This window comes from Bacillota bacterium (assembly GCA_012837335.1).
In the GTDB taxonomy this organism is placed as follows: Bacteria; Bacillota; Limnochordia; order Darwinibacteriales; family DTU012; genus DTU012.
Genome location: DURM01000058.1, coordinates 17,712 through 41,596 on the forward strand (window position 1 = coordinate 17,712; position 23,885 = coordinate 41,596).

At 47.3% G+C, this 23,885-nt stretch carries 26 protein-coding genes; 21 read left to right on the forward strand and 5 right to left on the reverse strand.

Annotation, left to right across the window (positions count from 1 at the left end):
- The first annotated feature begins 85 nt into the window (after positions 1 to 85).
- Genes noc through GX019_07985 form a run of 4 tightly spaced genes read left to right on the forward strand, consistent with a single transcriptional unit; the run spans position 86 to position 3,712 of the window.
- Complete coding sequence (gene noc, locus GX019_07970) at positions 86 to 955, forward strand: nucleoid occlusion protein (GenBank protein HHT37095.1); 870 nt, start codon at positions 86 to 88, stop codon at positions 953 to 955.
- A complete protein-coding gene (locus GX019_07975; protein ID HHT37096.1) occupies positions 955 to 1,719 on the forward strand; it encodes a ParA family protein in 765 nt (254 codons plus the stop codon). Before noc ends, GX019_07975 begins: the two co-directional genes overlap by 1 nt.
- Positions 1,716 to 2,549 (forward strand): ParB/RepB/Spo0J family partition protein, encoded by an 834-nt coding sequence (locus tag GX019_07980; protein HHT37097.1) that lies wholly within the window; start codon positions 1,716 to 1,718, stop codon positions 2,547 to 2,549. Before GX019_07975 ends, GX019_07980 begins: the two co-directional genes overlap by 4 nt.
- A gap of 20 nt (positions 2,550 to 2,569) precedes the next feature.
- Positions 2,570 to 3,712 carry an AAA family ATPase gene (locus GX019_07985; GenBank protein ID HHT37098.1) on the forward strand — a complete coding sequence of 381 codons (1,143 nt, stop codon included), beginning with the start codon at positions 2,570 to 2,572 and terminating at the stop codon, positions 3,710 to 3,712.
- A gap of 31 nt (positions 3,713 to 3,743) precedes the next feature.
- Here the strand turns inward: GX019_07985 and yyaC are convergent, their stop codons facing one another.
- Positions 3,744 to 4,262 (reverse strand): spore protease YyaC, encoded by a 519-nt coding sequence (yyaC, locus tag GX019_07990; GenBank protein ID HHT37099.1) that lies wholly within the window; start codon positions 4,260 to 4,262, stop codon positions 3,744 to 3,746.
- A gap of 143 nt (positions 4,263 to 4,405) precedes the next feature.
- On the opposite strand from yyaC, the gene GX019_07995 reads away from it, so the two are divergent.
- From GX019_07995 to GX019_08020, 6 genes are all read left to right on the forward strand, one after another.
- Complete coding sequence (locus GX019_07995; protein HHT37100.1) at positions 4,406 to 5,386, forward strand: hypothetical protein; 981 nt, start codon at positions 4,406 to 4,408, stop codon at positions 5,384 to 5,386.
- Positions 5,387 to 5,408: 22 nt separating this feature from the next.
- Entirely contained in the window at positions 5,409 to 5,924 is a 516-nt protein-coding gene (locus tag GX019_08000; GenBank protein HHT37101.1) for a tetratricopeptide repeat protein, read from the forward strand.
- Positions 5,925 to 6,164: 240 nt separating this feature from the next.
- Positions 6,165 to 7,250: a glycine cleavage system aminomethyltransferase GcvT gene (gcvT, locus tag GX019_08005; GenBank protein ID HHT37102.1), complete on the forward strand. Its 1,086-nt coding sequence runs from the start codon at positions 6,165 to 6,167 to the stop codon at positions 7,248 to 7,250.
- 21 nt (positions 7,251 to 7,271) lie between these two features.
- Positions 7,272 to 7,655, forward strand: coding sequence for a glycine cleavage system protein GcvH (gene gcvH / locus GX019_08010; GenBank protein ID HHT37103.1), 384 nt, complete (start codon positions 7,272 to 7,274; stop codon positions 7,653 to 7,655).
- Between the two features lie 2 nt (positions 7,656 to 7,657).
- On the forward strand, positions 7,658 to 9,004 hold the full coding sequence (locus GX019_08015) for an aminomethyl-transferring glycine dehydrogenase subunit GcvPA (protein ID HHT37104.1): 1,347 nt from the start codon (positions 7,658 to 7,660) through the stop codon (positions 9,002 to 9,004).
- Positions 9,004 to 10,449: an aminomethyl-transferring glycine dehydrogenase subunit GcvPB gene (locus GX019_08020; GenBank protein HHT37105.1), complete on the forward strand. Its 1,446-nt coding sequence runs from the start codon at positions 9,004 to 9,006 to the stop codon at positions 10,447 to 10,449. Before GX019_08015 ends, GX019_08020 begins: the two co-directional genes overlap by 1 nt.
- A 56-nt stretch (positions 10,450 to 10,505) precedes the next feature.
- Here GX019_08020 and GX019_08025 read toward each other — a convergent pair whose 3' ends face one another.
- Positions 10,506 to 11,375 (reverse strand): hypothetical protein, encoded by an 870-nt coding sequence (locus tag GX019_08025; GenBank protein ID HHT37106.1) that lies wholly within the window; start codon positions 11,373 to 11,375, stop codon positions 10,506 to 10,508.
- A gap of 135 nt (positions 11,376 to 11,510) precedes the next feature.
- Here GX019_08025 and GX019_08030 point away from each other — a divergent pair, with 135 nt between their 5' ends.
- The 10 genes from GX019_08030 to aroE all read left to right on the forward strand — a co-directional run bounded on the left by GX019_08030 (position 11,511) and on the right by aroE (position 19,295).
- The gene (locus GX019_08030; GenBank protein HHT37107.1) at positions 11,511 to 11,687 is read left to right on the forward strand and encodes a DUF951 domain-containing protein; all 177 of its coding nucleotides are present in this window, start codon (positions 11,511 to 11,513) and stop codon (positions 11,685 to 11,687) included.
- A gap of 69 nt (positions 11,688 to 11,756) precedes the next feature.
- Positions 11,757 to 12,848 carry an ATPase gene (locus tag GX019_08035; GenBank protein HHT37108.1) on the forward strand — a complete coding sequence of 364 codons (1,092 nt, stop codon included), beginning with the start codon at positions 11,757 to 11,759 and terminating at the stop codon, positions 12,846 to 12,848.
- Positions 12,849 to 12,880: 32 nt separating this feature from the next.
- Entirely contained in the window at positions 12,881 to 13,963 is a 1,083-nt protein-coding gene (gene ychF, locus GX019_08040; protein HHT37109.1) for a redox-regulated ATPase YchF, read from the forward strand.
- An 89-nt stretch (positions 13,964 to 14,052) separates the two neighbouring features.
- A complete protein-coding gene (locus GX019_08045; GenBank protein ID HHT37110.1) occupies positions 14,053 to 14,343 on the forward strand; it encodes a 30S ribosomal protein S6 in 291 nt (96 codons plus the stop codon).
- Positions 14,344 to 14,362: 19 nt separating this feature from the next.
- Complete coding sequence (locus GX019_08050; GenBank protein ID HHT37111.1) at positions 14,363 to 14,746, forward strand: single-stranded DNA-binding protein; 384 nt, start codon at positions 14,363 to 14,365, stop codon at positions 14,744 to 14,746.
- A 24-nt stretch (positions 14,747 to 14,770) separates the two neighbouring features.
- Entirely contained in the window at positions 14,771 to 15,001 is a 231-nt protein-coding gene (locus tag GX019_08055; protein ID HHT37112.1) for a 30S ribosomal protein S18, read from the forward strand.
- Positions 15,002 to 15,117: 116 nt separating this feature from the next.
- Entirely contained in the window at positions 15,118 to 16,068 is a 951-nt protein-coding gene (locus tag GX019_08060; protein ID HHT37113.1) for a DUF2232 domain-containing protein, read from the forward strand.
- Between the two features lies 1 nt (position 16,069).
- Positions 16,070 to 16,516, forward strand: coding sequence for a 50S ribosomal protein L9 (locus GX019_08065; GenBank protein HHT37114.1), 447 nt, complete (start codon positions 16,070 to 16,072; stop codon positions 16,514 to 16,516).
- Positions 16,517 to 16,530: 14 nt separating this feature from the next.
- Complete coding sequence (lonC, locus tag GX019_08070; protein ID HHT37115.1) at positions 16,531 to 18,462, forward strand: ATP-dependent protease, Lon family; 1,932 nt, start codon at positions 16,531 to 16,533, stop codon at positions 18,460 to 18,462.
- Positions 18,462 to 19,295: a shikimate dehydrogenase gene (gene aroE, locus GX019_08075; GenBank protein HHT37116.1), complete on the forward strand. Its 834-nt coding sequence runs from the start codon at positions 18,462 to 18,464 to the stop codon at positions 19,293 to 19,295. Before lonC ends, aroE begins: the two co-directional genes overlap by 1 nt.
- Before the next feature lie 33 nt (positions 19,296 to 19,328).
- On the opposite strand, the gene GX019_08080 is transcribed toward aroE, so the two are convergent.
- Both GX019_08080 and galT read right to left on the reverse strand, forming a co-directional pair.
- Positions 19,329 to 20,492 (reverse strand): galactokinase, encoded by a 1,164-nt coding sequence (locus GX019_08080; protein HHT37117.1) that lies wholly within the window; start codon positions 20,490 to 20,492, stop codon positions 19,329 to 19,331.
- Positions 20,489 to 21,457 carry a galactose-1-phosphate uridylyltransferase gene (gene galT / locus GX019_08085; protein HHT37118.1) on the reverse strand — a complete coding sequence of 323 codons (969 nt, stop codon included), beginning with the start codon at positions 21,455 to 21,457 and terminating at the stop codon, positions 20,489 to 20,491. Before galT ends, GX019_08080 begins: the two co-directional genes overlap by 4 nt.
- A gap of 312 nt (positions 21,458 to 21,769) precedes the next feature.
- Between galT and GX019_08090 the strand changes: the two genes are divergently transcribed.
- Positions 21,770 to 22,855: a D-alanine--D-alanine ligase gene (locus GX019_08090; GenBank protein ID HHT37119.1), complete on the forward strand. Its 1,086-nt coding sequence runs from the start codon at positions 21,770 to 21,772 to the stop codon at positions 22,853 to 22,855.
- Here the strand turns inward: GX019_08090 and GX019_08095 are convergent.
- Positions 22,852 to 23,859, reverse strand: coding sequence for a peptidoglycan bridge formation glycyltransferase FemA/FemB family protein (locus GX019_08095; protein ID HHT37120.1), 1,008 nt, complete (start codon positions 23,857 to 23,859; stop codon positions 22,852 to 22,854). The genes GX019_08090 and GX019_08095 overlap by 4 nt on opposite strands.
- Between the last annotated feature and the right edge of the window lie 26 nt (positions 23,860 to 23,885).

A 23,885-nucleotide genomic window follows, 5' to 3' on the forward strand; every position in this document is an offset into this window, starting at 1 on the left:
CCCGGAAGGAACGGCAGTTCTGTTAACGAATAGGTATAGTATACTTAGCAATACATAGGTTGGTGATAAGGTGAAATTGACGGATATGCTGCGGGCACGGAATAGGCAATCGGAAGCAGCAGAGCCAAAATTTGCGACACAGGCTGATAAAATACCGAAATTAGGCAGAGAAGAAGTAACCTCCCTGCCGATCAATCAAATCGAGCCCAATCCTTTTCAGCCGAGAATCCAATTTGATGAAGAAGCTCTGCAGGAACTAGCAAATTCCATTGCTGCCCACGGGCTGCTTCATCCGATTATAGTTAGAGCGGCGGAACATGGCTACCAAGTTATCGCTGGAGAGCGACGGCTCAGGGCCTGCAAGCTCTTAGGTTGGGGCAGTATTCCTGCCATCGTTCGTGTAATGGACGATCGAACAGCAGCAGAGATGGCCCTGATCGAAAATCTACAGCGGCGCGATCTCCATTTTTTGGAAGAGGCTGAAGGGTATGAGCGCTTGCTGGCTGAGTTTCAGCTCACTCAAGAGGAACTGGCTAAACGAATTGGTAAGAGTCAATCCAGCATAGCGAACCGACTGCGTTTGCTGAAGTTAGATAAGGAAATAAGGGACATTATTTCCCGGGAAATGATCACGGAACGGCACGCGCGAGCTCTGCTGAGATTAGCTTCTTCCAAGGCCCAGCTTGAGGTTTTGAATGAGATAATTGCTAAAAAGTTGAGTGTGCGGCAGACAGAGGAGTTGGTCAACAGCCGCATAAAGCAGGCAGAGGAAGCAGAGTCAAAACCAAAAAGAAAGATAGTATTTAAAGACATTCGCTTGTTTACAAATAGTTTAAAACAATTGACAAATTCCCTCACTGATAGTGGATTAGAAATAGACTATAAAGAAGACGAAGATGATGAATTTTATCGAATTACAGTTGCAATTAAAAAGCCTGAGAGGAGGGACCAATAATGGGCAGAATCATTTCAATTGTCAACCAAAAAGGCGGAGTAGGTAAAAGTACAACAGCTGTCAATTTAGGTGCTTACCTTGCGTTAGCAGGCAAACAAGTGCTCCTGGTAGATATCGATCCCCAGGGAAATGCTTCAAGCGGCGTTGGTGTAGATAAAAGAGCAATAGAGCGCTGCATGTATTCTGTACTGATTGAAGGCGAGCGGATTGAGCGAATTATCTTGCCTACAGAGATCGACAGCCTGTTTATTGCGCCTGCGACGATCGAATTGGCTGGGGCGGAAATTGAGCTGGTTTCCACAATTTCCAGGGAGTTTCGCCTCAAAAGAGCTTTAGATTTAGTTATCAGTAAGTACGACTACGTCATTATTGACTGTCCGCCTTCTTTAGGCTTGCTGACGATTAATGGATTAACTGCGTCGGATTCTCTCATTGTTCCGATTCAATGTGAGTACTATGCTTTAGAAGGCTTGAGCCAGCTGGTCAGTACAATTGCGATGGTGCAGGAGCACCTTAACCCAGATTTAGCTTGGGAGGGTGTGGTCATGACTATGTTTGATGTCCGCACTAATCTCTCGCAGCAGGTCATTCAAGATGTGAAGAACTACTTCCAATCTCAAGTTAAAGTATACGACTCAATTATTCCCCGCAATATTAAACTCAGTGAAGCGCCGAGCTTTGGTAAACCCATCGCATTATACGACCCGAAATCTAAAGGAGCATTGGCTTACGAAAGTTTAGCGCAGGAGGTGCTTGATTCTTGAGTAGACAAGCTCTTGGAAAAGGACTGCGATCGCTGATACCCCAGGTGGAAGTCGTTAACCGCAACCAGGTAAGCCAGATTGAAGTTGACAAGATTACGGCGAATCCCTTCCAGCCGCGCCGATACTTTGACACTGAAAAACTGGAACAGTTAGCTCAATCTATCAAAGAGCATGGGGTTCTGGAGCCGATTATAGTCCGCAAAACTGATGAGGGGTATCAGGTTGTGGTAGGAGAGCGACGGTGGCGGGCCAGCATGCTTGCGGGTAAAGATACAGTTCCGGCTGTTGTCAAGGAGTTGACAGATCGGCAGATGACAGAGCTGGCGTTGATCGAAAACCTTCAGAGAGAAGACCTCAACGCAATTGAGGAAGCAGAAGGCTACCAGGTTCTGATCGAGGAATTCTCAATGACTCAGGAGGAAGTGGCCCAGTCGGTTGGAAAAAAACGCTCATCTGTGGCCAATGCACTGCGCCTGCTTACCTTGGATAATAAGGTAAAAGAGATGGTTGCATCCGGTGCGCTGAGCCGTGGTCACGCTAAGGTGCTGCTTGGTGTAGATTCGGTGAAGTTGAGGCAGCAGTTGGCAGAAAAGGTTGTCAAAGAAGGCCTCAGTGTCCGCCAGCTGGAGCGTCTGGTCAAGGACAGGCCTAAGAAAAAAACGGAGAAAACGAGGCGGAAAGATCCAGAGGTAGAGCTGCTTCAGGAGGAGCTGCAGCGGGTGCTGGGTACAAAAGTTAGATTAGACTACCATCAAGGCAAAGGAAAAATTGAAATAGAGTACTACTCGGATGAGGAACTGGAGAGAATTCTAGATTTAATGCGGGGCTAGCATGTCTGGAGGGTCAGTTCATGTCAAGCGGGATAAAACAGGATTTTAACTGGAAAATTGGTGACCAAATCACCTTTGTAGTTGAGTCCGGTTTATTTGAGGGAACGTTTACCAGTGAGGTTGTGGGAATTAATCCCCGCTATGGTATCATCCAAATCAGGTTCCCAAAATTAGATGGCAAGCTGGTGCTGATTCCCGTAGGAACTGCAGTGATAGTAAAGGCAGAACCCCCAAAAAATCATGATGAGAAATTCATGGTAATTGATCGGACAGGGGGAGAAACTAGGTGTTTGGTTCTTAAAAAAAGCACCGGTGTTGCTAATCGATTAGTAAACCTTAAACAGCCACAGGATACCAGGGTGCTCAGCGTATGTTCCGGCAAAGGAGGCGTAGGAAAAACCACATTTGCTGTGAATTTGGCCTTTGCCATTGCTGAGCTTGGAGAGAGGGTGTGCATTCTTGACGCTGCCCTGGGTACCGGAAATGTTGATGTGCTGCTGGATATTGCCCCGCGGTATCATATCGGGCATGTGCTTTCAGGAAAGTGTGGCTTTCTGGATATAATAGCAGAAGTTAAGCCCAATCTGCATATACTGCCGGGCTGTTCGGGAGTGCAGCCCCTGACAGAACTGAGTAATTATCAATACAATCTCCTCGCGGATGAGCTGGAACAGGTCTTTCCCTATTTTGATTACATCATTATCGACACTAGCCCCGGTATTGCTGCTGTAACAACCAATTTTATCTCTGCAGCAAAAGGCGGCTTTTTGATTACAACGCCGGAGCCGCACGCGATTACCGATACTTATGCACTATTAAAGACGCTGGTGAACGTGGAGGCAAGTAGTTTAAACTTGAACTTAGTTGTCAACCGAGTTCAGTATCGCGAAGAGGCGGAGAATACCGTAGGCAAACTGCGGTTTGCTGCCAAGAAGTTCCTTGATTTTGAACTGGGCTACGCCGGGTTTGTGTTTGAAGACCCAAGGGTTAGGGAAGCAAATATGAAGCAGAAAGCAGTTATCGATTATGACCAGTCGGCGTCCTCAAGCTTGAACTATCGAGAGATTGCCCGATATATTTTCAGTGAATCCCCGCAGGCGGGTGATGAAAAAACCCAAGGTGGCTTGATTGCCCGCATTAAAAACATCGGCAGGCGAGCATAAACAGCAAGAGCTTAATGTTCCACGTGGAACATTAAGCTCTATTTATACTCATCTGCTGAATACTCATCATTACTCCTCGTACGATGACATCGCTCATCCGCATTACCAAGCTGAGCCTAGTGTTCTGCAGAACAAAGTACTCCATCAGACCCCCTACATTGACAATGCCAATGATATGGTAGTCTCCTATTTCTGGCAGTGATTTGTTGACCCCGGTTCCTGGTTTTAAGGGACCTTTCTTTAAAGAAATATAGCCAACGCTTTCAGATTTTCCCAAGCAGGCATCGATTGCTAGAATCAGGGAATCAGAATGTTTGCGTTTGATAAGACCAACAAATTGATCGAGATTTAAGGCATGAACAGGCTCGTCCAGGCTGCCATATACAGTTATGTTCCGCAGTTCGCTTTCCTGCAGCTTTGTTCCTATCAGTGGGCCAAGGGAATCGCCTGTGGAACGATCGGTGCCAACACAGACAATGACTAAGTGCTGATTTTGAGTAATACTCGCTATAGAGAGGGCTAGTGTCTCTGAGGCGAACGGATCATCCATGTGAAGTCGGGCGATGCTTTCATTACTTCGAGCTATGATCGAAGCTCCCTCCCCTCAAAGTATTTGATCTTGCCACTAATATACGCAGAACTCAAGCATAATATGTATCGCGGACCATTTTTTACAGAGGGGGAGGAGATGCATTGACCTGGAAAATAGCCTCCTTATACACGGCATCTGTGATTGGGGCGGGTTTTGCGTCAGGTCAGGAAATCGTTCAGTTTTTTGCCAAATTCGGTCCCAGTGGTTTCATTGGTGTATTGATCAGCGCTGTACTGCTGAGTCGCTGCGGCGGAACAGCACTGCGCAAATGCGCAGAATTGAAACTCAGCAGCTACAATGAGTTAATAGCAGCATTGACAAATAAAGCGGCGCCATTTTTTGATCTGCTCTACACTCTGTTTATTATGCTGGGACTGGCGGTTATGCTTGCGGGTACAGAGGAAGCCCTGGCTCGCCTGACGAATGTTAATGGAGGTATGTTTATAACCGCGTTGTTGGTGCTGATTCCGCTGATATTTGGGCAAGACCAGGTTTTAAACTTGAACAGCATTCTTGTACCGATCTTGGTTTTGTTCATGACCTGGGTTTCCGTGGCGACAATCGTCACTGGTAAATTTAATCTGCACCCGCCTTTACTTTCGGCTGTGCCTGCGGGGTGCTTGTACGCTGGATATAATTATGGGTTTTCGCTGGCAATCTTCGCTGGTATCGGCAGATATGTGGAGCGAAAAGAGGAGGCAGAGCGGGGAGGATGGATGGGCGGCATAATTTTGGGTTTCCTGCTTCTGCTAGCGTCAGCAGCTCTCTTATGTGCCCCACCTGCAGCGATGAATACGGCCCTGCCGATGCTTACCCTGGCGGAGATGATTGATCCGAAACTAGGAATGATTTATACTGTCATTATTTGGATTGCCATGTACACTACTGCCTTAGCTCACGCGTTTGCTTTGTCGCAGCGGCTTTATCCAACTATTTCAGAGCAGTGGTGGAAAGTAACTGCGCTGGTGCTGATTGCAGCGCTGGTAGTTGCTCAGATTGGTTTTGTTCCTTTGATTAAGTACAGCTATCCGGCTTTTGGTTTTATTGGTTTGTATCTAATCTATAAAATGCATAAGCTTTAAGGATTCTTGGGGGGAATCGATGATGGATAACCAGCTTTCTCTATTTGAACAAGGAATTCGCTCATTTGATATGGGAGAATATGATGAAGCAGAAAAATGTTTTAAAGCAGTTATTGAAACAGATCCTAAGCAAGCCGAGGCTTGGAACAAGCTGGGTGTTACTTATGTCTATCAGAAAAACCTGCCGGAGGCAGAAGAGTGCTTTAAAACCGCAGTTTTTCATAATCCCAAGTTGGCTGTGGCATACAGTAATCTGGGCAACATCTATTTTGAACAGGAGCGGTATGAAGAGGCAATAGCTGTTTACCATCGGGCTATTGAAGCCGATCCTGAATACGGCAATGCTTATCACAATCTCGGAGTGCTTTATAAGCAGCAGGGAAATATAGCAGAAGGGGTAAAATATCTGAAAAAGGGTGCTAAATTGAACAACCGTCGACCTTGGAAGGATGCAGAACCGCCAAAGCTGGCGAATATGCGGATGCTTCTGTGGGTGATCATTGCCTTCTTGATTTTCCTTATTTTTAGGTCGCGATAAGATAAAACCCCAGCTTGAAGGCTAGGGTTTTATCTTAACTGCGTTTAACCGGTTTCCAAATCAGAATAACAGTTCGTTTTTGCGCTTTTAAAATCGGGTCGAGGATCGCTTTCAGGATACTAAACATGTCATTCCCCCTTTGCCGGTAAAAAGCTTTGGTGTTGTATGGTATGAAGGAAATCACACTTTGGTGACAAATGGTAATTAAGAGATCTTCACAAACTTAAGGGAGGGGTTTAATTGGCACAAAAAACACCGCTCTACGATTATCACCTTGCGCTGGGGGCTAAGATGACGGAATTTGCAGGGTATTTGATGCCGCTGCAGTACGCAGGCATTGTCCAGGAACACCAGGCTGTTCGCACCGCAGTAGGAATCTTTGACTTGAGTCATATGGGTGAAATTCTTGTGACTGGAGTTGGGGCGCAGGACTTTCTCAACTATGTGACTACTAATGATGTGTCAAAACTAACAACAGGTGCGATTCAGTATTCTCTGCTGACCAATGAGGCCGGCGGCGTCATTGACGATATCCTAATCTATCGTGTGCCAGAAGGGTTCTATCTGGTGGTCAACGCAGCCAATAAAGATAAGGACTACCAGTGGCTGTTAGAGCACAAGCCTGAGAACGCAGCCGTCACTGATCTGTCGCCTTCTACAGCTTTGATCGCTGTTCAGGGTCCAAATGCTCTGCCAGTCACTGAGAAAGCGCTGGACTATCAATTAGAATCTATGCGCTACTATGCCTTTGCCGATCTGCTCTATAAAAATGAAGGTATTCGCGTATCAAGGACCGGATATACAGGGGAAGATGGTTTTGAGATTTATCTGCCACTGTATTTGGCATCACAGCTGTGGGAAGAGCTGCTCGCAGTGGGTAAACCTTATGGGATCCAACCGGCTGGCTTGGGAGCTCGGGATACACTAAGACTGGAAATGCGGATGTCGCTGTATGGAAATGAATTAACGGAGAGCATAACCCCGTTGGAAGCCGGTTTAAGCCGCTTTGTTGATTTTGATAAAGGAGACTTTATCGGCCGCGAGGCTCTGCTGAATCTTAAAATGGCAGGAATTAAACAGCGTCTGGTCGGATTTATTCTCAAAGAAAAAGGAATTCCACGCCATGGATATAAGATAGTAAATCAAGACCAAGAAATTGGATACGTTACCAGCGGTACCATCTCCCCGAGTACGCAGCAGGCAGTCGGAATGGGCTATGTTAAGGCCGAGTATGCCAAAGCAGGAACCATGATCGAAATTGAGATCCGCAGCCGCAGAGTACCTGCTGAGATTGTAAAAGGCAGGTTTGTTACTAAAAAGCAATAATTTCAAAGGAGGTACTTTCTAATGGAAGTCAGAAAAGGATTGCTTTACAGCAGGGAACATGAATGGGTACAAGAGGTAAGTGATACGGTTGTTAGAGTAGGGATTACAGAATATGCGCAGGATCAGCTAGGCGATATCGTTTTCATAGAGCTTCCAGCAGTTAACGCTGAAGTTGTTGAAGGAGAATCCTTTGCAGTCGTAGAGTCGGTTAAGGCAGCATCGGATGTTTATTCTCCGGTGTCTGGGACAGTTACAGCGGTTAATGAAAAGTTAGAAGACAGCCCAGAGTTAGTAAATGAGTCGCCCTATGATGATGGCTGGATGATCGAAGTTAAATCAAACCAATTCGATTTCTCCAATTTAATGACTGCCGAGGAGTATGAGCGCTATTTGAAGGAGGTATAGCTGTGCCCTACATACCCAACACTCCTGAAGAGCAGCAGGAGATGCTGCAATCACTTGGAATGACTCAAATAGCAGACTTGTTTGTTGATATAGCTGAAAATTTGCGCCTCACAAGACCGCTTGACCTGCCTGAAGCTCTGACAGAACCTGAGCTCCTCCGCTATATGGGCAGGTTGGCTCAAAAAAATGTCAATCTTGACCAATATGTTTCTTTTCTGGGTGCAGGCGCTTATGACCACATTATCCCGGCGGCAATTTCCCATCTAATCAGCCGGGGTGAGTTTCTAACTGCCTATACGCCCTATCAGGCCGAGATCAGTCAGGGTGTGCTGCAGTCGATTTTCGAATTTCAAACTCTGATTGCCAATTTAACAGATATGGAAGCTGCTAATGCCTCCATGTACGATGGGGCTACAGCGCTGGCAGAAGCAGCCTTAATGTCATGTAATGTTACCCGCCGTGATAAGGTAGCTGTTGGAGCTAATCTTGATCCCCAATGGCTGGACATTCTGCAGGTATATCTAAGCAGTCAAAATATTGAGTTAATTATCATGCCTTATGATCAGACCACGGGAATGATCGATTTGGATGCAGTTGATCCGAAACTAGGCTTTGAACTAGCGTGTGTGATTGCTGCCCAGCCTAACTTTTTCGGTGTACTTGATGACATTGCTGGTATCGCTGAGTGGATTAAGAGCCGTGGCGGATTATTAGTGATGGCCGTTGACCCCATCAGTCTCGGTCTGCTGAAGTCTCCTGGGGAGTACGGAGCCGATATTGTCGTGGGAGATGCCGGGTGCATGGGTAACCCTATCAGCTTCGGCGGACCAAGCGTAGGCTATTTTGCAGTTAATGATATGAAGCTGGTGAGGAGAATGCCCGGCAGAATTGTGGGACAAACCACTGATCGGGATGGAAAGATCGGCTATGTTCTGACTCTGCAGGCAAGGGAACAGCATATTCGAAGAGAAAAAGCGACTTCTAATATCTGCACTAACCAAGCTTTAAATGCCCTGGCGGCTACCATCTACCTAGCTCTGTTGGGCAAAAACGGAATCAGAGAGGTTGCTTACCAGTGTCTGCAGAAAACCGCTTATCTGCGGCATAAACTGATCGACGCTGGGTTTAAACTGCGTTTTAACGCACCGGTCTTTAAAGAATTCGCTCTCCAGGCCGATTTGGATTGGGAGCGGGTGAACGAAAGGCTGCTTGAACACGGTTATATCGGTGGTTTTCCGCTCAAGCTTGTAAATGCGGATCTAGCTGACAGCGTGTTGATCGCTGTGACAGAAGCGCGCACGCGCGCGGAATTAGATCAATTCGCTGAACTTTTGAGGGGGTGTCGTTGATGCTGCTTTTGGAGATGTCTAAACCCGGACGTAGGGGCTATGCCCTGCCGGAGCTTGACGTTCCGGAAATTCCCCTCGCAGAACTGGTACCCGATTCATATCTACGCGGTTCTGAACCTATGCTGCCGGAAGTAAGCGAGCCCGAAGTTATCCGCTATTTTACTGGACTTTCCCGGATGAACCACGGTGTCGATGTGGGCTTCTATCCGCTGGGTTCGTGTACTATGAAGTATAATCCGCGCGTACATGAGGATATTGCCGCGATGCCCGGATTCAGCCGCATTCATCCTCGGCAGCCTGAAGATACAGCGCAGGGAGCGCTGCAGCTGATGTATGAGCTAGATCAATGCCTGGCTGAGATTGCCGGCTTGGCTAAAGCGTCTCTAGTTCCGGCAGCCGGAGCTCATGGCGAGCTAGCTGGCCTTTTGATCATTAAAGCCTATCACGAGGCGAATGGAGAAGGGGAGCAGCGGCGGGAGATCATAGTTCCTGATTCAGCCCACGGCACTAATCCGGCCAGTGCCCACATGGCGGGCTTTACAGTTCGAGAAGTTCCATCAGATCATCGCGGCGGTGTGGATACAGCTGCTCTTAGAGCCATGGTTGGCCCTCAAACAGCCGGTTTAATGCTGACAAACCCAAATACGCTGGGGCTGTTTGATGAGAATCTCGAAGAAATTGCGGAGATTATTCATGGGGCAGGGGGTTTGCTGTACTTTGATGGGGCAAATGCCAATGCTATTTTGGGCATAACCCGACCGGGCGATTGTGGTTTTGATATCGTTCACTTTAACCTGCACAAAACTTTCTCCACTCCCCATGGCGGCGGCGGTCCGGGAGCCGGTCCGATTGTGGTCTGTGAAAAGCTCGTTGATTTTCTGCCTTCGCCAACAGTGGAGTGCACAGAAGGAAGATATCACTTCGCTTATCCTAAGCGGAGTATCGGACCGATTAAAGCATTCTATGGCAACTTCGGGGTAATGGTCAAAGCTTACTCCTATATCCGCCGCTTAGGTGCGGAGGGATTGAAAAGAGTCAGTGAAAACGCGGTACTTAATGCCAATTATTTAATGAATCAGCTCAAGGAAGACTACTTCCTGCCGTACGACCGGATCTGCATGCATGAATTTGTTCTCTCTGGAAAATGGCAGAAAGAGCAGAGCGTTGCTACCCTGGATATCGCCAAGCGACTCTTGGATTACGGCATTCACGCGCCAACCATCTATTTCCCGCTGATTGTCGAAGAGGCACTGATGATAGAGCCTACGGAGACTGAATCGAAGTCAGCGCTGGATAAATTCATTCAGATCATGAAAGCAATTGCTGAAGAAGCCAGAAACAATCCGGAAACAGTAAAGGCAGCGCCGACCAAGACGCCTTTGAAAAGGCTCGATGAAACACAAGCGGCGCGCAAGCCGATCTTGAAGTATCAGAAAAATACTTAATCAAAAAGGCATCAACCGCTGTGCGCAGTTGATGCCTTTTAAATCTCTGTACTGTTTTATCTGTAGCCTTCTCTTAAAATCTCGATCTCTGCTTCTTCTTCCAGTTTGTAAATATAGGAATTTAAGTCGCTGGCAAGATAGTCGATTAAAGTCTGCTCAACATAATCCCACTGTGCATCGAGATCAGCAGGCTGAGCATCCAGCTTGTCGGTAACTAGTACAATATGCCAGCCATAAACTGTTTCCACCTTATTAAAGCTGTTGATCGGCAGGGACCAAGCCATGTTTTCAAACTCAGGAACCATTCTTCCTTTCTCAAAGTATCCTAAGTCTCCGCCGAGATAATTATTGCTGGTATCCAAGGAATGCTGCGCAGCCAGCTCGGCGAAATCAGCGCCATTTTTAAGCTGTTCAAGCAGCTGATCTGCTTCTGCTTCTGTCTTCACGAGAATGTGGCTTGCTCTGACCATTTCAGGCTGATTAAAGTATTCTTCGTTTTGCAGGAAAAACTCGATCACTTGTTCTGGAGTAACTGTTGTTTCTTCATACGCCAGAAGGTTTACTGTCAGCTCAAACTCGAGCTGCTCTCTGAATTCCTGGTCAGTTATGCCAACCTGAGCTAGATAATTTATGTAACCCATTTCTCCGCCCAGCTGGTTAATAATGCTGGCGAAGACGAATTGAAAATCTTCGGGAACAAGATAAACACCCAAGGCTTCCTGCTTCTGTGCAACCAGCTCTTTTATAATCATCTGGCTTAAAACGTAAGCTCCGAACTCTTTCTCCAAAGCATCATAAAATGCGGCTAGGGTGATTGCTTTTCCGTTTACAGTTGCGACAACTTCGTCGCTGCCAGCGGCAAAAACCGGTACGCTGGACAGCACCAGTGCTAAAATCAATACAATCGGTAGTTTGTGAAATTTCAAAGAATCATCTTCCCTTCTCCATTATTAAATGCTTAGTAAACTATTCGTTGACAGCAGGTAAAAACCTGCCTGTTGACGCAATTATTTTTGAATCCGCTCACACTATCAGCTATAATTGAAGCGGGGGGGATCTAGATGTACAATGTTGGAGATATTCTGCAGCTGCGTAAAAAACATCCCTGCGGAGGCGACGAGTGGGAAGTATTAAAATCTGGAGTAGATATGCGCCTCAAATGCGTGACCTGCGGGCGGGTGATTTTGATTCCCCGCGTTAAGCTGGTTAAACAGGTTAAGGAAGTCAAAACCCCTTAAAACAGAACTGCACGCCTACTCTCTGATCGCATATACTACTATGTGATCTTGGCGAAAGGGGTTAAGAAAATGGGTCGAGTTAGAAAGTTTTTTGCAGGCGGTATTACACCGCAGGGATTTCATTCTTTTTTTGATCAAATCGCAGCTGGTGTGCCCTACCGCGTTTATATCCTTAAGGGCGGACCTGGGACAGGTAAGTCGACTTTAATGATGAAAATAGCCGAGCGCATGTCAGCATTAGGTTATGATATCGAGCAGTTCCACTGCAGTTCGGACGCGGATTCTCTCGATGGAGTTGCTGTTCCGGCCCTGAAGGCTGCCGTGGTTGACGGCACAGCTCCCCATATTATTGAGCCGAAGTATCCCGGCTGTGTAGAGCGGGTGATTAATCTCGGTGAATTTTGGGACGCGGACCAAATTGCCTCAAGGCGGGAGCAGATTATTGAGCTTACAGATGAAAACAAAGCGTGCTATCCCAGGGCTTATCGTTATCTCCGCGCTGCTAAGGAGCTTCATAATGATATGTGCGAGATTAATAAAAGCTGCATGGACTTCGCCCAGGTGAACCAGGTTATCAAGAATCTAGTCCTTGAGATTTTTGGTAATTGGGAAGACCAAGGCCGTTTGGGTCGGATAAGACGCCTATTTGCCTCGGCTTATACGCCGCAGGGACAGGTCAATGAGCTTCACAGTATTATGGAAGACTTTCCGATTCAGTTTATTATTAAGGGCGAGCCCGGTGCCGGCAGAGATCTGGTTATGGAGCGGATTGCCGATTACGCCTCCGCCCGAGGCTGTGATGTAGAGGCCTATCACTGCCCTCTTGATCCGACCCGCATTGATCACCTGGCGCTGCCCCAATTAGGCACCGCGCTTATTTCATCCTATCCGCCGCATATTTATGAGAAGCGGGGAGCCGAGGTAGTTAATCTCAACGATTACTTGGATCATTATCGGCGGAGCCATTACCAGTACACGCTCCACAAAAACTTTGTTTTATTTGAGGAGCTGGTTAACCTGGCGCTCGGGCAGCTGAGGCGGGCGAAGGCAATTCATGATGACTTGGAGCTGAACTACGTCCGCTTTATGGACTTCACCAAATTTGACGAAATACAAGAACAGATTATCGCTGATATTTTAGCAGAACAAAGTAATAGATAACTTATACTTTTAAAGGGTAGGTGTCAGAGCTGATGCAAATAGGAATAATTGGCTTGGCTAATGTGGGGAAATCAACTTTATTTAATGCCTTAACCCAAGCGGATGTACCTGCCCTCAATTATCCGTTTTGCACAATTGAACCGAATGTCGGTGTGGTAATGATTCCGGATCAGCGCTTTATGGATGTGGTTGATTTAGTTAAGCCTGAGAAGGCTACCGGAGCTGTAATTAAGTTTGTGGACATTGCCGGCCTGGTGCGCGGTGCAAGCCGGGGCGAGGGCTTGGGAAATAAGTTTCTGTCCCACATCCGGGAAGTGGACGCTGTGATTCATGTGATCCGGGCGTTTGCTGATCCGAATGTGAGCGCGGTAGAGGGAAGTGTGGATCCATTAAGGGATCTGGAAATAGTAGAAACCGAGTTGATTCTTGCGGATCTCCAGACACTAGAGAATCGCATTGAGCGGGTTACCCGCATGCTGAAAACGGGAGAGAGAAAATACGCTGAGGAGCTGGAACTTCTAAAGGAAACAAGCCAGCATCTCAATAACGGCAGAGTCGATTTAATCGATGTTGAACGACTGCCGAATGATCTGAGACTGCTTTCGGTCAAGCCGGTTTTGTTTGTGATCAATGTAGATGAGGAACAGCTTGGCGAACCGGATCAGCTGGAGCAGCAGCTGGCACCTCTAAAAGAAAAAGCTTCTGCCCGAAACAGCGAGGTGCTCTTAGTCTGCGCAGATTTAGAAGCAGATTTGGCAGATTTAAGTCCAGATGAAGCGGAAGAATATTTTGCTGAGTATGGGCTGGAAGCATCCGGTTTGACCAGGATAATTGAGGCTGGACGGCAGCTGTTGAACTTAGTGACATTTTATACTATCAAAGGAGCAGAGACCCGGGCCTGGCTTGTTCCCCGTGGAACACCCGCTCCTCAAGCAGCTGGTAAAATCCATTCGGATATGGAACGGGGATTTATTAAGGCTGAGGTGATCGAAGCGGACAGGCTGCTCGAGTTTGGTTCTTTCGCGAAAGCGAAGGAACAGGGTGCAGTTCGCTTGGAGGGTAAGGACTATCAGGTACAGGACGGCGATGTAATTCTATTTCATTTCAATGTTTGACTTATCTTGCCAGAGAGTGTTATAATAATACCGGCCCTGCCCTAGATTAGTCTAGGGCCGCTAGTCCATAGGGAGGAGGTGAGCCGACGGTGCGTACCTATGAATTAATGCTGCTGCTGAGTCCAGAATTGGAAGAAGAAGCAGTTGAAGCTTTGCTAGCAAGAACTACTGAGATTGTAACATCTAGAAACGGTGAAATCACTAATATCGACAAGTGGGGCAAGCGCAGACTTGCCTACGAGGTACAAGATCACACCGAAGGCTTCTATGTGGTAATCAAGTTTAAAGCAGATAACGAAGCGACTACAGAAGTCGATCGTGTTCTCAAGATTACCGAAGAAGTACTTCGTTTTCTGCTCGTTCGTACAGATCAAGAATGAGCGAAGGAGTGATTTTTAGGTGTTGAATCGAATAATCCTTATTGGGCGGTTGGTCGCAGATCCCCAATTGCGTTACACTCAGAGTGGACTTGCTGTTACTTCTTTTACGATCGCTGTAGATAGGTCATTCGTTTCCCAAAATGGTGAACGCGAGACAGATTTTATTGATATTGTCACTTGGCGGAAATTAGCCGAAACTTGTGCCAATCATCTCAATAAAGGTCGATTAGTTGCAGTTGAAGGAAGACTGCAGATCCGCTCATACGATGATCGAGACGGCATTCGCCGCAAGGCAGCCGAAGTAGTGGCTGAACAGGTCCAGTTCCTGGATTGGCCGAATCGAGATCAAGACATGACAATGACCAGTCCGTCCGAATCAGGATTTGATGATGTACCATTTTAATCAAATAGATTTGGAGGCAGGATAATGGCCAGAGATAGAGGTCGTAGAGGCAGAAGAAAGATTTGTGCCTTCTGCGTTGATAAAATTGAGCAGGTCGATTATAAAGATACCGGCCGCTTGCGCAAGTACGTTACTGAGCGGGGTAAGATTTTACCGCGCCGCATTTCCGGTAACTGCGCTATTCATCAACGTCAGCTGACAGCCGCGATTAAACGCGCGCGTCAAATGGCACTGATGCCTTATACAGTAGAGTAAAAGAGAGGAGCAGCAAAGCTGCTCCCTTTTTTTACCGAAGATTAGATCGGCAGGACTATATTTTACGCATAGAGAAGTAGAAAAGAACTAGATTCAGGTGGGATGGTGAAGGGCAGTTGAAAACTAGAGCGGTAACTGAAGGAGCAATGACAGCCGTAATAATTGTGCTGTTGAGTTTGCTTAATTTTACTTTCGGATTTTTCAGTTTTTTAATACCGGTGCCGCTGGCAGTAATTGTTTTTCGCCATAATCTCCGGACAGGAATGCTGGTGTCATTTGCATCAGCCGCGGTTGCTTCACTGGTATTTGTGACACCTTTGATCGGACTGGATATCTTGATTGTCGGGTTTATGGGTATCGTCCTGGGTTTGGTAGTGAAGGAGAATTTCAGTTTTACCCGCATCTTTCTTATTGGGGTCGGTGCTGCAGCGCTGTCCTTGATTTTGCGGTTAACTGCACTGGCGCTGATCGCTGATTACAACCTGATTGCAGATTTTACTCAGCTGTGGAACAATATGTCTGAGCAGATGCTGTCCATGTGGCAGCATATGGAGATGTCTCCTGATCTGCTTGCCCAGTACAAAGAGGTGTTCACCAGCATGCCGAGCTTGTTTGCCATGCTGATTCCCATCTATATCTTGGTTTCCAGCTTGCTGGAAACGATACTCTGTTTATTGGTTCTCAACATAGTTATGAAGCGATTTGGCGTGGCGATGCCAAAGTTTTCCCCATTTATTCACTGGAAACTGCCGTGGTATTTTGTCTGGGGCTACATCATCAGCAAAGCGTTAACCATTGTCCACGCATATTTTCCTAATCAAGTATTCCAAGCAGTTGTGGTAAATATCGATATTTTCTTCTCGGGAGCTTTTTTTATCCAGGGTTTAGCAATTCTTTGGTTCTATCTCACCCAGGCAGAGATTAGGAAGAGCTTCAGGATCCTGATTACTATTTTTCTGCTGTTGACAGGGAATGTATTAATCTATAATATTCTGGTTATGTTGGGGGTCTTAGATACCTGGTTTGACGTACGCAAACTGAATAGGGTAGATAAGGAGGCGAAGTAATATGGAAGTTATTCTACAAAAAGATGTGAAGAATTTAGGGAAAAAAGGTGAAGTTGTTGATGTTGCGGAGGGTTATGCCCGCAACTTTCTCCTGCCGCGAGGTTTAGCCGTAGAAGCTACAGCAGGGAACCTCAAGCAGGTTAGTTTAGAGAATAAGGCTAAAAAGCAAAAGCGGGAGCGGGAATTAAAGGAAGCCCAGGACATTGCAGCCAAGTTGGATGGGCAGAAATTACAGATCGCAACCAAAGTTGGAGAATCCGGTAAGCTTTTTGGCTCAATTACCAACCAGGACATTGCTGACCGGCTCAAGCGTCAGTATAAGGTGGAAATTGACAAAAGGAAAATCGAGCTGGAAGAGCCAATCAAAAGCTTAGGTAAATACCCTGTAACAGTGCGCATTCACCCTAAAGTTAAGGCAGAGGTAATTGTGCAAGTTATCGAAGGTTAAGGAGATTAGTTAGCATGTTTGTGAAGTCGAAGAACCAGAGCTTGGATAAACCAGAGTTCGATGAAAACAGCATCAGTAACAAGATATCGGTAATGTTTGATCTGCTAAGTGAACTGCATGGTTCTGAGCAGTTGGTGCTGAAAGCCGGTAAGCTGAACGCACTGCAATTAATGGATTCAAATCAGATCTCAGAACGCCTTACGGCGCTGGCGAGACTGGTGTACGAGGATCCCACTATTGAAAAAGACTATTCTGAAGCTGAGTTTGATTCAGTGATGGATGATCTTAAGAATAATATTGCTCAGATGCTGGCTAAACAGACCATTGAAAAGGAACTGGAAGCCAAAGTAGCGGCTCTAATGCAGGAGCGCCATCAAGAATATCTGCAGGAAATCCAGGCTGAAGTACTTAAGCAGGAGATGGGCCCTGATAATGCCCAGACACTGAAAAAATACGCAGAGTTAGAACTGCTGGAAGCAAAAAAGCTGTCAGCTTCGGCGGTGGAATTGATGCGGCCCAAACAGCTGTCGCAAATTGTGGGCCAAAAAGGTGCTCTTACCGCGCTGGTGAGCAAACTCAGCTCACCATTTCCGCAGCACATCATTATTTATGGACCACCGGGAGTGGGTAAAACCACAGCGGCGCGGTTAGCTTTAGACTATGCCAAAGCTCGGCCTTACACCCCCTTTGAAGAGGATGCGCCGTTTGTGGAAGTCGATGGCACTACTCTTCGCTGGGATCCGCGCGAGATCACGAATCCTCTTTTAGGATCCGTTCACGATCCGATTTACCAGGGGGCTAAGCGGGATTTGGCGGATGGCGCTATTCCTGAGCCTAAACTGGGTTTGGTAACCAAAGCTCACGGAGGAGTGCTGTTTATTGATGAAATCGGGGAGCTGGATTCGCTCCTCCAGAATAAACTGTTAAAGGTACTGGAGGACAAGCGGGTGCAGTTTGATTCCGCCTACTTCGATCCCGATGATCCGCGGGTGCCGAAATGGATCAAGAAGCTGTTTACTGACGGAGCTCCGGCAGATTTTATCTTGATCGGCGCTACCACAAAAGATCCGAGCGAGATCAATCCTGCTCTTCGTTCCCGCTGCGCGGAAATCTTTTTTGAGCCCCTGTCTGAAACAGACATTGAGAATATTGTAGCGGCTGCTGCTGAGCGACTGGAGCTAGATCTGGATCCGCAGCTTACGAAAATGATCGCCCAGTACACAATTGAGGGCAGGCAGGCTGTGCGGCTGCTGGCCGATGCTTATAGCGCGGCTCTTTTCCGCAGCTGCGAGGCAGGCAGAAGCACCGATAATGTTGAGATTACCAAGGATGATCTCCTGACTGTTATTAACGGCTCACGCTTAACGCCGATGAATCATATTAAAGCGTCACAGAAGCAGGAAATTGGACGAGTGTTCGGCTTGGGAGTGAGCGGATTTGTGGGCTCGGTTATTGAAATCGAAGCGGCAGCTTTCCCTGCAGTCCAGAAAGATAAAGGAGTCGTTCGGTTTAACGATACAGCCGGCAGCATGGCTAAAGACAGTGTCTTTAATGCGGCCAGCGTGTTTAGAATTTTAACTGGCGAAGAGCTGAGCAGCTATGATCTGCATGTCAATATTGTTGGCGGCGGCAATATCGACGGACCTTCGGCAGGAACCGCAATTTTGCTGGCAATCTATTCTGCGGTTAAAGAAGTCCCACTGCCGCAAGATGCGGCCATAACTGGCGAGATATCCCTTCAGGGAAGGATTAAGCCTGTAGGCGGTATTCCTGAAAAGATCTATGGCGCGAAGCGGGCAGGGATGAAACGGGTGTTTATCCCGGCGGAGAATTTAGATGCTGCTGCCAATGTTAACTGCGATATCGAGGTAATAGGTGTATCTGATGTAGATGAACTCTTGCAAAAGCTTTTCTCACAAACTGCTTATGAACGTGAGGTGGGCTGATGGAGCTTTTAGGAGTTATCGGCAATCCGATTGCTCATTCGCTGTCACCGATAATGCACACCGCCGCGTTTCAGGCTGTGGGCATGAAAGGTATTTATCTGCCGCTTTTGGTTGAACAAGAGCAGCTTGCTCAAGCTATCTATGGAGCCCAAGCTCTCGGTTTTGCCGGTCTAAACGTTACAGTTCCATATAAAGAAAAGGTGCTGCCGTATTTGACAGATCTCACCCCGCAGGCTCAGGCAGTGGGGTCAGTGAATACAATTAAGTTCAGCAGAGATCGGATTATCGGACATACCACAGATGGAGAAGGGTTTACCGCAGCCGCCGCAGATGAGCTGGGTTTTGACTTTCAGGGAAAAACGGCCTTTGTGGTTGGTGCCGGAGGGGCGGCTAGGGCGATAGCGGCTGCCCTGGTAGAAAAAGAGTGCCGGATTTATCTTGCCAATCGGACCCAAAAGCGAGCAGAGCAGCTGGCAGCGGCTGTCGATGCAGCTGGAGAGCAGATCTCGGTCGTGCCCCTTGAACCGGTTCAGCTGGCGCCAATTATGGAGCAGGTTGAGGTTGTGATCAACACTACTTCCGTGGGTATGACTGATTCCATCGAACAGACACCGATCGATCCAGGTCTGTTAAAACCACAGCAGCTTGTGATCGATATTGTCTATAATCCGGAAAAAACCCGGCTTTTAAAGGAAGCCGAAAAACTCGGCTGCCGAATTCAAAATGGTGTCGGCATGCTGGTTTGGCAGGCTGTGAAAGCGTGGGAATTCTGGTGGGGGATAACACCACCGGCAGATATTATGTATAAAGCAGTTAAAGCCTCGCTATCTTGAGCTAAAGATAGGAGGCTTTAAATATTTGTGGTACTAGTTCTTGATTCTTTCGGCCCCTTCGCTGGCGTTAAAAATAAAGATCCGAGGGGTGTATTGGGTCTGTTTTGGATACTGCTCCTCTACCGCAGCCCTAAGCTGGTCAATGCTGTCGTTTGCTGCTAATGTTACGGTGCAGCCGCCAAACCCCGCTCCAGTCATCCTGGATCCATAGACTCCCGGTACTGACTGGGCAATCTCCACCAATAGATCCAGCTCGCGGCAGCTGACTTCATAGTCGTCTCGTAAGCTTGCGTGCGATTGGTTCATCAGCTGGCCAAATTCTGCAATTCGACCTTCCCGCAGCAGTTTGCCGGCATCCAGAACTCGCTGGTTTTCGGTTACGACATGGCGGGCGCGTTTCTTAAGGTCGGGTTCAAGCTCCTCGATAAGGTCGAGATGTTCAATACTGACATCTCTTAGGGCGCGGATATTGGGCAGTTTTGCCTGCAGTTCTTTAACCGCTGCTTCACATTGCCTGCGCCTGAGGTTGTATTCGGAATCAACCAGTCCGCGCTTTACGCCGCTGTCGATGACAACAATGCTCGCATCGTTGGCAGCGAATGGAGCCGGAACAAGCTCGTAGTCCAAAGAGCGGCAGTCCAAAAACAGAACATGGTCTTTTTTGCCGAGCATGGACACAAACTGATCCATGATTCCACAGGCGACACCCACGAAATCATTTTCCGCCCGCTGAGCTAATTTTACTAATTCAACTGGCGGTGTATCCAGCTCATTAAGTTCTCGAATCAAAAGGGCAGTGCCCACTTCCAAAGCGGCAGAAGAGGATAAACCTGCGCCCTGGGGCACATTGCCGGAAAGGACAATATTCATTCCCTTCAGCGGTGTAGATTCGAGGAACATGGCGCATACTCCGCGAATATAATTACTCCATGATGCATTCTTGCTTTTAGTAAAATCTGTCAGGTCAAAGGTGTTTTTTTGTTTGAAATCCAAGGAGTAGATGTGCACTTCCTGATCATCGCGCACTGAACCAGCCAGAATAATTTGGGCGTCAATGGCCATGGGCATCACAAAACCGTCGTTGTAGTCAGTATGCTCGCCGATTAGATTGACCCGGCCCGGTGCCCGCACCACGATCGGGTCTGCTGCATCCGGGAACTGCTTGCGAAAAGCAGCAGTGATTGCTACAGGGTTCATATTTTCACACCTTTCAGACGTTCAGCCTGATCTTCTGGACTCATATCGGTAATAAAAGTACCTGCGCCCGACTCCACACCGGCTAGGAATTTGAGCTTGGTTTCGGTGCGGTTGAAGGGGTAGAATTCAAAATGGAAATGGTACTCTGGATAATCTCCTTTGGTAGGTTTTTGGTGCAGTACCATTATGTACGGCAGCTGAAAACCGAAGAGATTATCATAGCGGGTAATCAACTCTTTTAAGACCTTGGCCAGATCCTGCTGCTCCTCATCGGTTAAATCAGTCAAGGCGCCTACATGGCGGTTGGCTAGGATATGCACTTCATATGGATAGCGAGCGTAGAAAGGTACCATGGCTGTGAAACTGTCGTTTTCACAGACGATTCTAGCGCTGTCCTCCCGCTCTTTTTTCAGGATATCGCAGTATAAGCAGGTGCCCTTCGCATCAAAGTGCTGTTTTGCCGCAGCCAATTCCTTTTCCGGTGTGGGTGGAATAAATGGAAATGCGTAAATCTGCCCGTGGGGATGATGCAGAGTTACACCTACCGCTTCACCCCGATTTTCAAAGATGAACACATAGTTGATACCGGGTTTCGAGCCCAGTTCCTGGTAGCGGTCGGTCCACACCTGAATTAAGTTGTGGATGTGCTCTACCGGTGCCTCTCCCAGGGTCAGGGTATGGTTGGGTGAGTAGCAGATAACCTCACAGATTCCTTCAGCTGGCTTGACCGGATATAAATCGGAGGATTCCACATCCGGTTCCGGCGGAGGTGTTTTCAGCGAAGGAAATTTGTTTTCAAATACTACAATTTCATAGTCCTCAGCTGGAACTTCTGAGGGAAATGCGCCCGGTTTAGTAGGGCAGAGGGGGCAGAATTCCGCCGGCGGTTTGTAAGTTCTGTCTTGGCGGTGGGTAGCAACAATCACCCACTGCTGGAGTTGAGGATTCCATCTTAGTTCTGACATAGTTTATTTCTCCTTTTTCTTGGTAAAAGTATAGAAAATGATGTAGCGACCATCTTCTTTTTGCTTGACTGTTTTATTCATTTTCGCTTTCACGGTACGACCTCCTTAACCAATCGCATCGCTATATCGATATATCGCGATATCGTGATAACTTTAGCTTTCTTCTACATATTAATTGATGGATCCTGCATCCAACGGTAAGTTTTAACAGGAGCCGCGGTGCTTATATCCGAATAATACTTAAGATGTTGGATTATTATACAGTAACAAACGATCCATCTGCTGTAAAAATCATCTAGGGGAGGATATTTAATGTCTAAACTGCGTGTGGGGGTAATCTTTGGGGGCCGATCCGGCGAACATGAAGTCTCGCTGATGTCGGCTAAATCAATTATTTCAGCTCTAAACCCCCAAAAATATGATATCATTCCCATCGGCATTACCAAGGATGGCCGGTGGGTGCTGAATGGCGAAGCGTGCCAGCTGTTGGGCACAGCCGATCTGCCTCAGCTGAGTTTTACCAGCTTTCCTGATGACGGTGGCAATTTTCCTTTGATCCCCGATCCTAACCTTAAAAGTGATTACGTCGATGTAATTTTTCCGGTCCTGCACGGTCCGCATGGGGAAGATGGGACTATTCAGGGGATGCTGGAGCTGGCGGATATTCCCTATGTGGGAGCCGGAGTGTTAGGTTCAGCCGTATCCATGGATAAGGGAATTATGCGCACGGTGCTCGCCCAAGCGGAACTGCCGCTGTTAAAATGGGAGACAATTCTCCGCAGCAAATGGGAAGCCGACCCAGAACCGATTATCAGTTTGATTGAGGCAGAAATCGGCTATCCCTGTTTTGTCAAACCGGCAAACCTCGGCTCGAGCGTGGGGATAACCAAAGCTTCTAACCGGGAGCAGTTGATTCAAGCAGTCAACTATGCCTGCGAATTTGACCGCCGAGTTGTGGTTGAAGAGGCTCTGGCTGCTCCGCGAGAAATTGAGTGCAGCGTTTTGGGCAACGATGATCCCATCGCTTCCATTCCTGGTGAGATTATTCCCGGCAGCGAATTTTATGATTATGAAGACAAGTATATCAATGAAAAATCACAGCTGATCATTCCCGCTGAGCTTACAGCTGAGCAGGAGCAGATTATTAAGGACTATGCCATCAGAACTTTTAAAGCAGTAGACTGCGCTGGTATGGCAAGGGTGGACTTTTTCTTGGCGCGGGACGGTCAAATTTATGTCAATGAGATTAATACAATTCCCGGCTTTACCAAAATCTCCATGTATCCGAAGTTATGGGAAGCATCAGGCTTAGGCTACAGTAAACTTTTGGATCGCTTGATTGAGCTGGCCCTTGAGCGTTATCGAGATCGCAAGCGCCGGCGTGTTTCAGTTTTTTAGTTTTTTACAGACCAGTTATACACTGGAAAGAGAAGATTCCAGAGCTGATACTGCCAGGGGCGGTAAACTAAATCAAACTCACCTAAATATGTGTAAGGTTCTACTGGGAAGCTGAACAGACGAGTGTCACCGCTCGTCTGTTTTGTTGTCAGCAGGGTATCCATGATCTCATAGTTCTTATAACCGGCAGCGGCGGCCCATTCCATAATGGCAAGGTGCAGAAATGATTCCGGATACAAACCAAGATGCCGCTGGCGATAAACTGTGTAAAGGCTGTAGCAGGTGGGACCGAAGCTGACCAGCAGACTGGCGCCGATTACATAGTTTTTCTGCCTGACCAGAAATAAATGCACACCGAACTCTTCCATCAGCTGCCACATCCGCAGGTAATAGTCGAAAGCCCTAACCTTTACATCAGTAAGTTCTCCGTATTCCAACAGCAGCGCGTAAAAAAGCTTTAGTTTTTCCATGGATGTGGAGTGTTCAACCGTCAATTTATTGAGCTTTCCCATACTTTTAATTAAAGTAATATGGGATTTGTTTTGGTACGGCAGGTGGATCCGGTAAACTTGGGCTAGCTGCAGACTTTTTTGGGGTTTTCCGCCCCAGATCTGTTTAAAGCCCTTTTCAACCAATCTTGTTTTGGCCTTTCCCGCGATTTTGGGCAGTGCCGGGTCTATTTTAAGAAAAACCGCATTAGTAGTGTCAGCAATTCCTGCGATTTTATCAAGGAGGAAATCCAGCAGCTGACTGCTGTCAAAATGCATCACCGGTCCCCGGGGGGCGTACAAAAATGTGTAATTATTGAACAGCTGGTGATTGAGAAGAGACACGGATGCTGTAATTAGACTGCGGCTGCGGATTAGCAGGCGGATTGGCTGCCATCCATAGAAGCGTTTGAATTCTCCCCAGGCGGAGGACTGAAATAGGTGGCCGTAGGGATGGGAAATAATGTAGTGATCGTATTCGCGATTTCTATTTTCGATAATCTCGCAGGTAAACATTGCATAACCTCCCTCCCATATAGTAT

Coding starts and splice junctions, on each gene's coding strand:
- GX019_08080 (HHT37117.1), bottom strand. CDS start 20,492: ATGAACCCTGTAGCAATCACTGCTGCTTTTCGCAAGCAGTTCCCGGAT.
- GX019_08020 (HHT37105.1), top strand. CDS start 9,004: ATGCTGCTTTTGGAGATGTCTAAACCCGGACGTAGGGGCTATGCCCTG.
- GX019_08055 (HHT37112.1), top strand. CDS start 14,771: ATGGCCAGAGATAGAGGTCGTAGAGGCAGAAGAAAGATTTGTGCCTTC.
- GX019_07985 (HHT37098.1), top strand. CDS start 2,570: ATGTCAAGCGGGATAAAACAGGATTTTAACTGGAAAATTGGTGACCAA.
- lonC (HHT37115.1), top strand. CDS start 16,531: ATGTTTGTGAAGTCGAAGAACCAGAGCTTGGATAAACCAGAGTTCGAT.
- GX019_07975 (HHT37096.1), top strand. CDS start 955: ATGGGCAGAATCATTTCAATTGTCAACCAAAAAGGCGGAGTAGGTAAA.
- ychF (HHT37109.1), top strand. CDS start 12,881: ATGCAAATAGGAATAATTGGCTTGGCTAATGTGGGGAAATCAACTTTA.
- aroE (HHT37116.1), top strand. CDS start 18,462: ATGGAGCTTTTAGGAGTTATCGGCAATCCGATTGCTCATTCGCTGTCA.
- gcvH (HHT37103.1), top strand. CDS start 7,272: ATGGAAGTCAGAAAAGGATTGCTTTACAGCAGGGAACATGAATGGGTA.
- GX019_08065 (HHT37114.1), top strand. CDS start 16,070: ATGGAAGTTATTCTACAAAAAGATGTGAAGAATTTAGGGAAAAAAGGT.
- GX019_08035 (HHT37108.1), top strand. CDS start 11,757: ATGGGTCGAGTTAGAAAGTTTTTTGCAGGCGGTATTACACCGCAGGGA.
- GX019_08090 (HHT37119.1), top strand. CDS start 21,770: ATGTCTAAACTGCGTGTGGGGGTAATCTTTGGGGGCCGATCCGGCGAA.
- GX019_08000 (HHT37101.1), top strand. CDS start 5,409: ATGGATAACCAGCTTTCTCTATTTGAACAAGGAATTCGCTCATTTGAT.
- noc (HHT37095.1), top strand. CDS start 86: ATGCTGCGGGCACGGAATAGGCAATCGGAAGCAGCAGAGCCAAAATTT.
- galT (HHT37118.1), bottom strand. CDS start 21,457: ATGTCAGAACTAAGATGGAATCCTCAACTCCAGCAGTGGGTGATTGTT.
- GX019_08095 (HHT37120.1), bottom strand. CDS start 23,859: ATGTTTACCTGCGAGATTATCGAAAATAGAAATCGCGAATACGATCAC.
- GX019_08030 (HHT37107.1), top strand. CDS start 11,511: ATGTACAATGTTGGAGATATTCTGCAGCTGCGTAAAAAACATCCCTGC.
- yyaC (HHT37099.1), bottom strand. CDS start 4,262: ATGGATGATCCGTTCGCCTCAGAGACACTAGCCCTCTCTATAGCGAGT.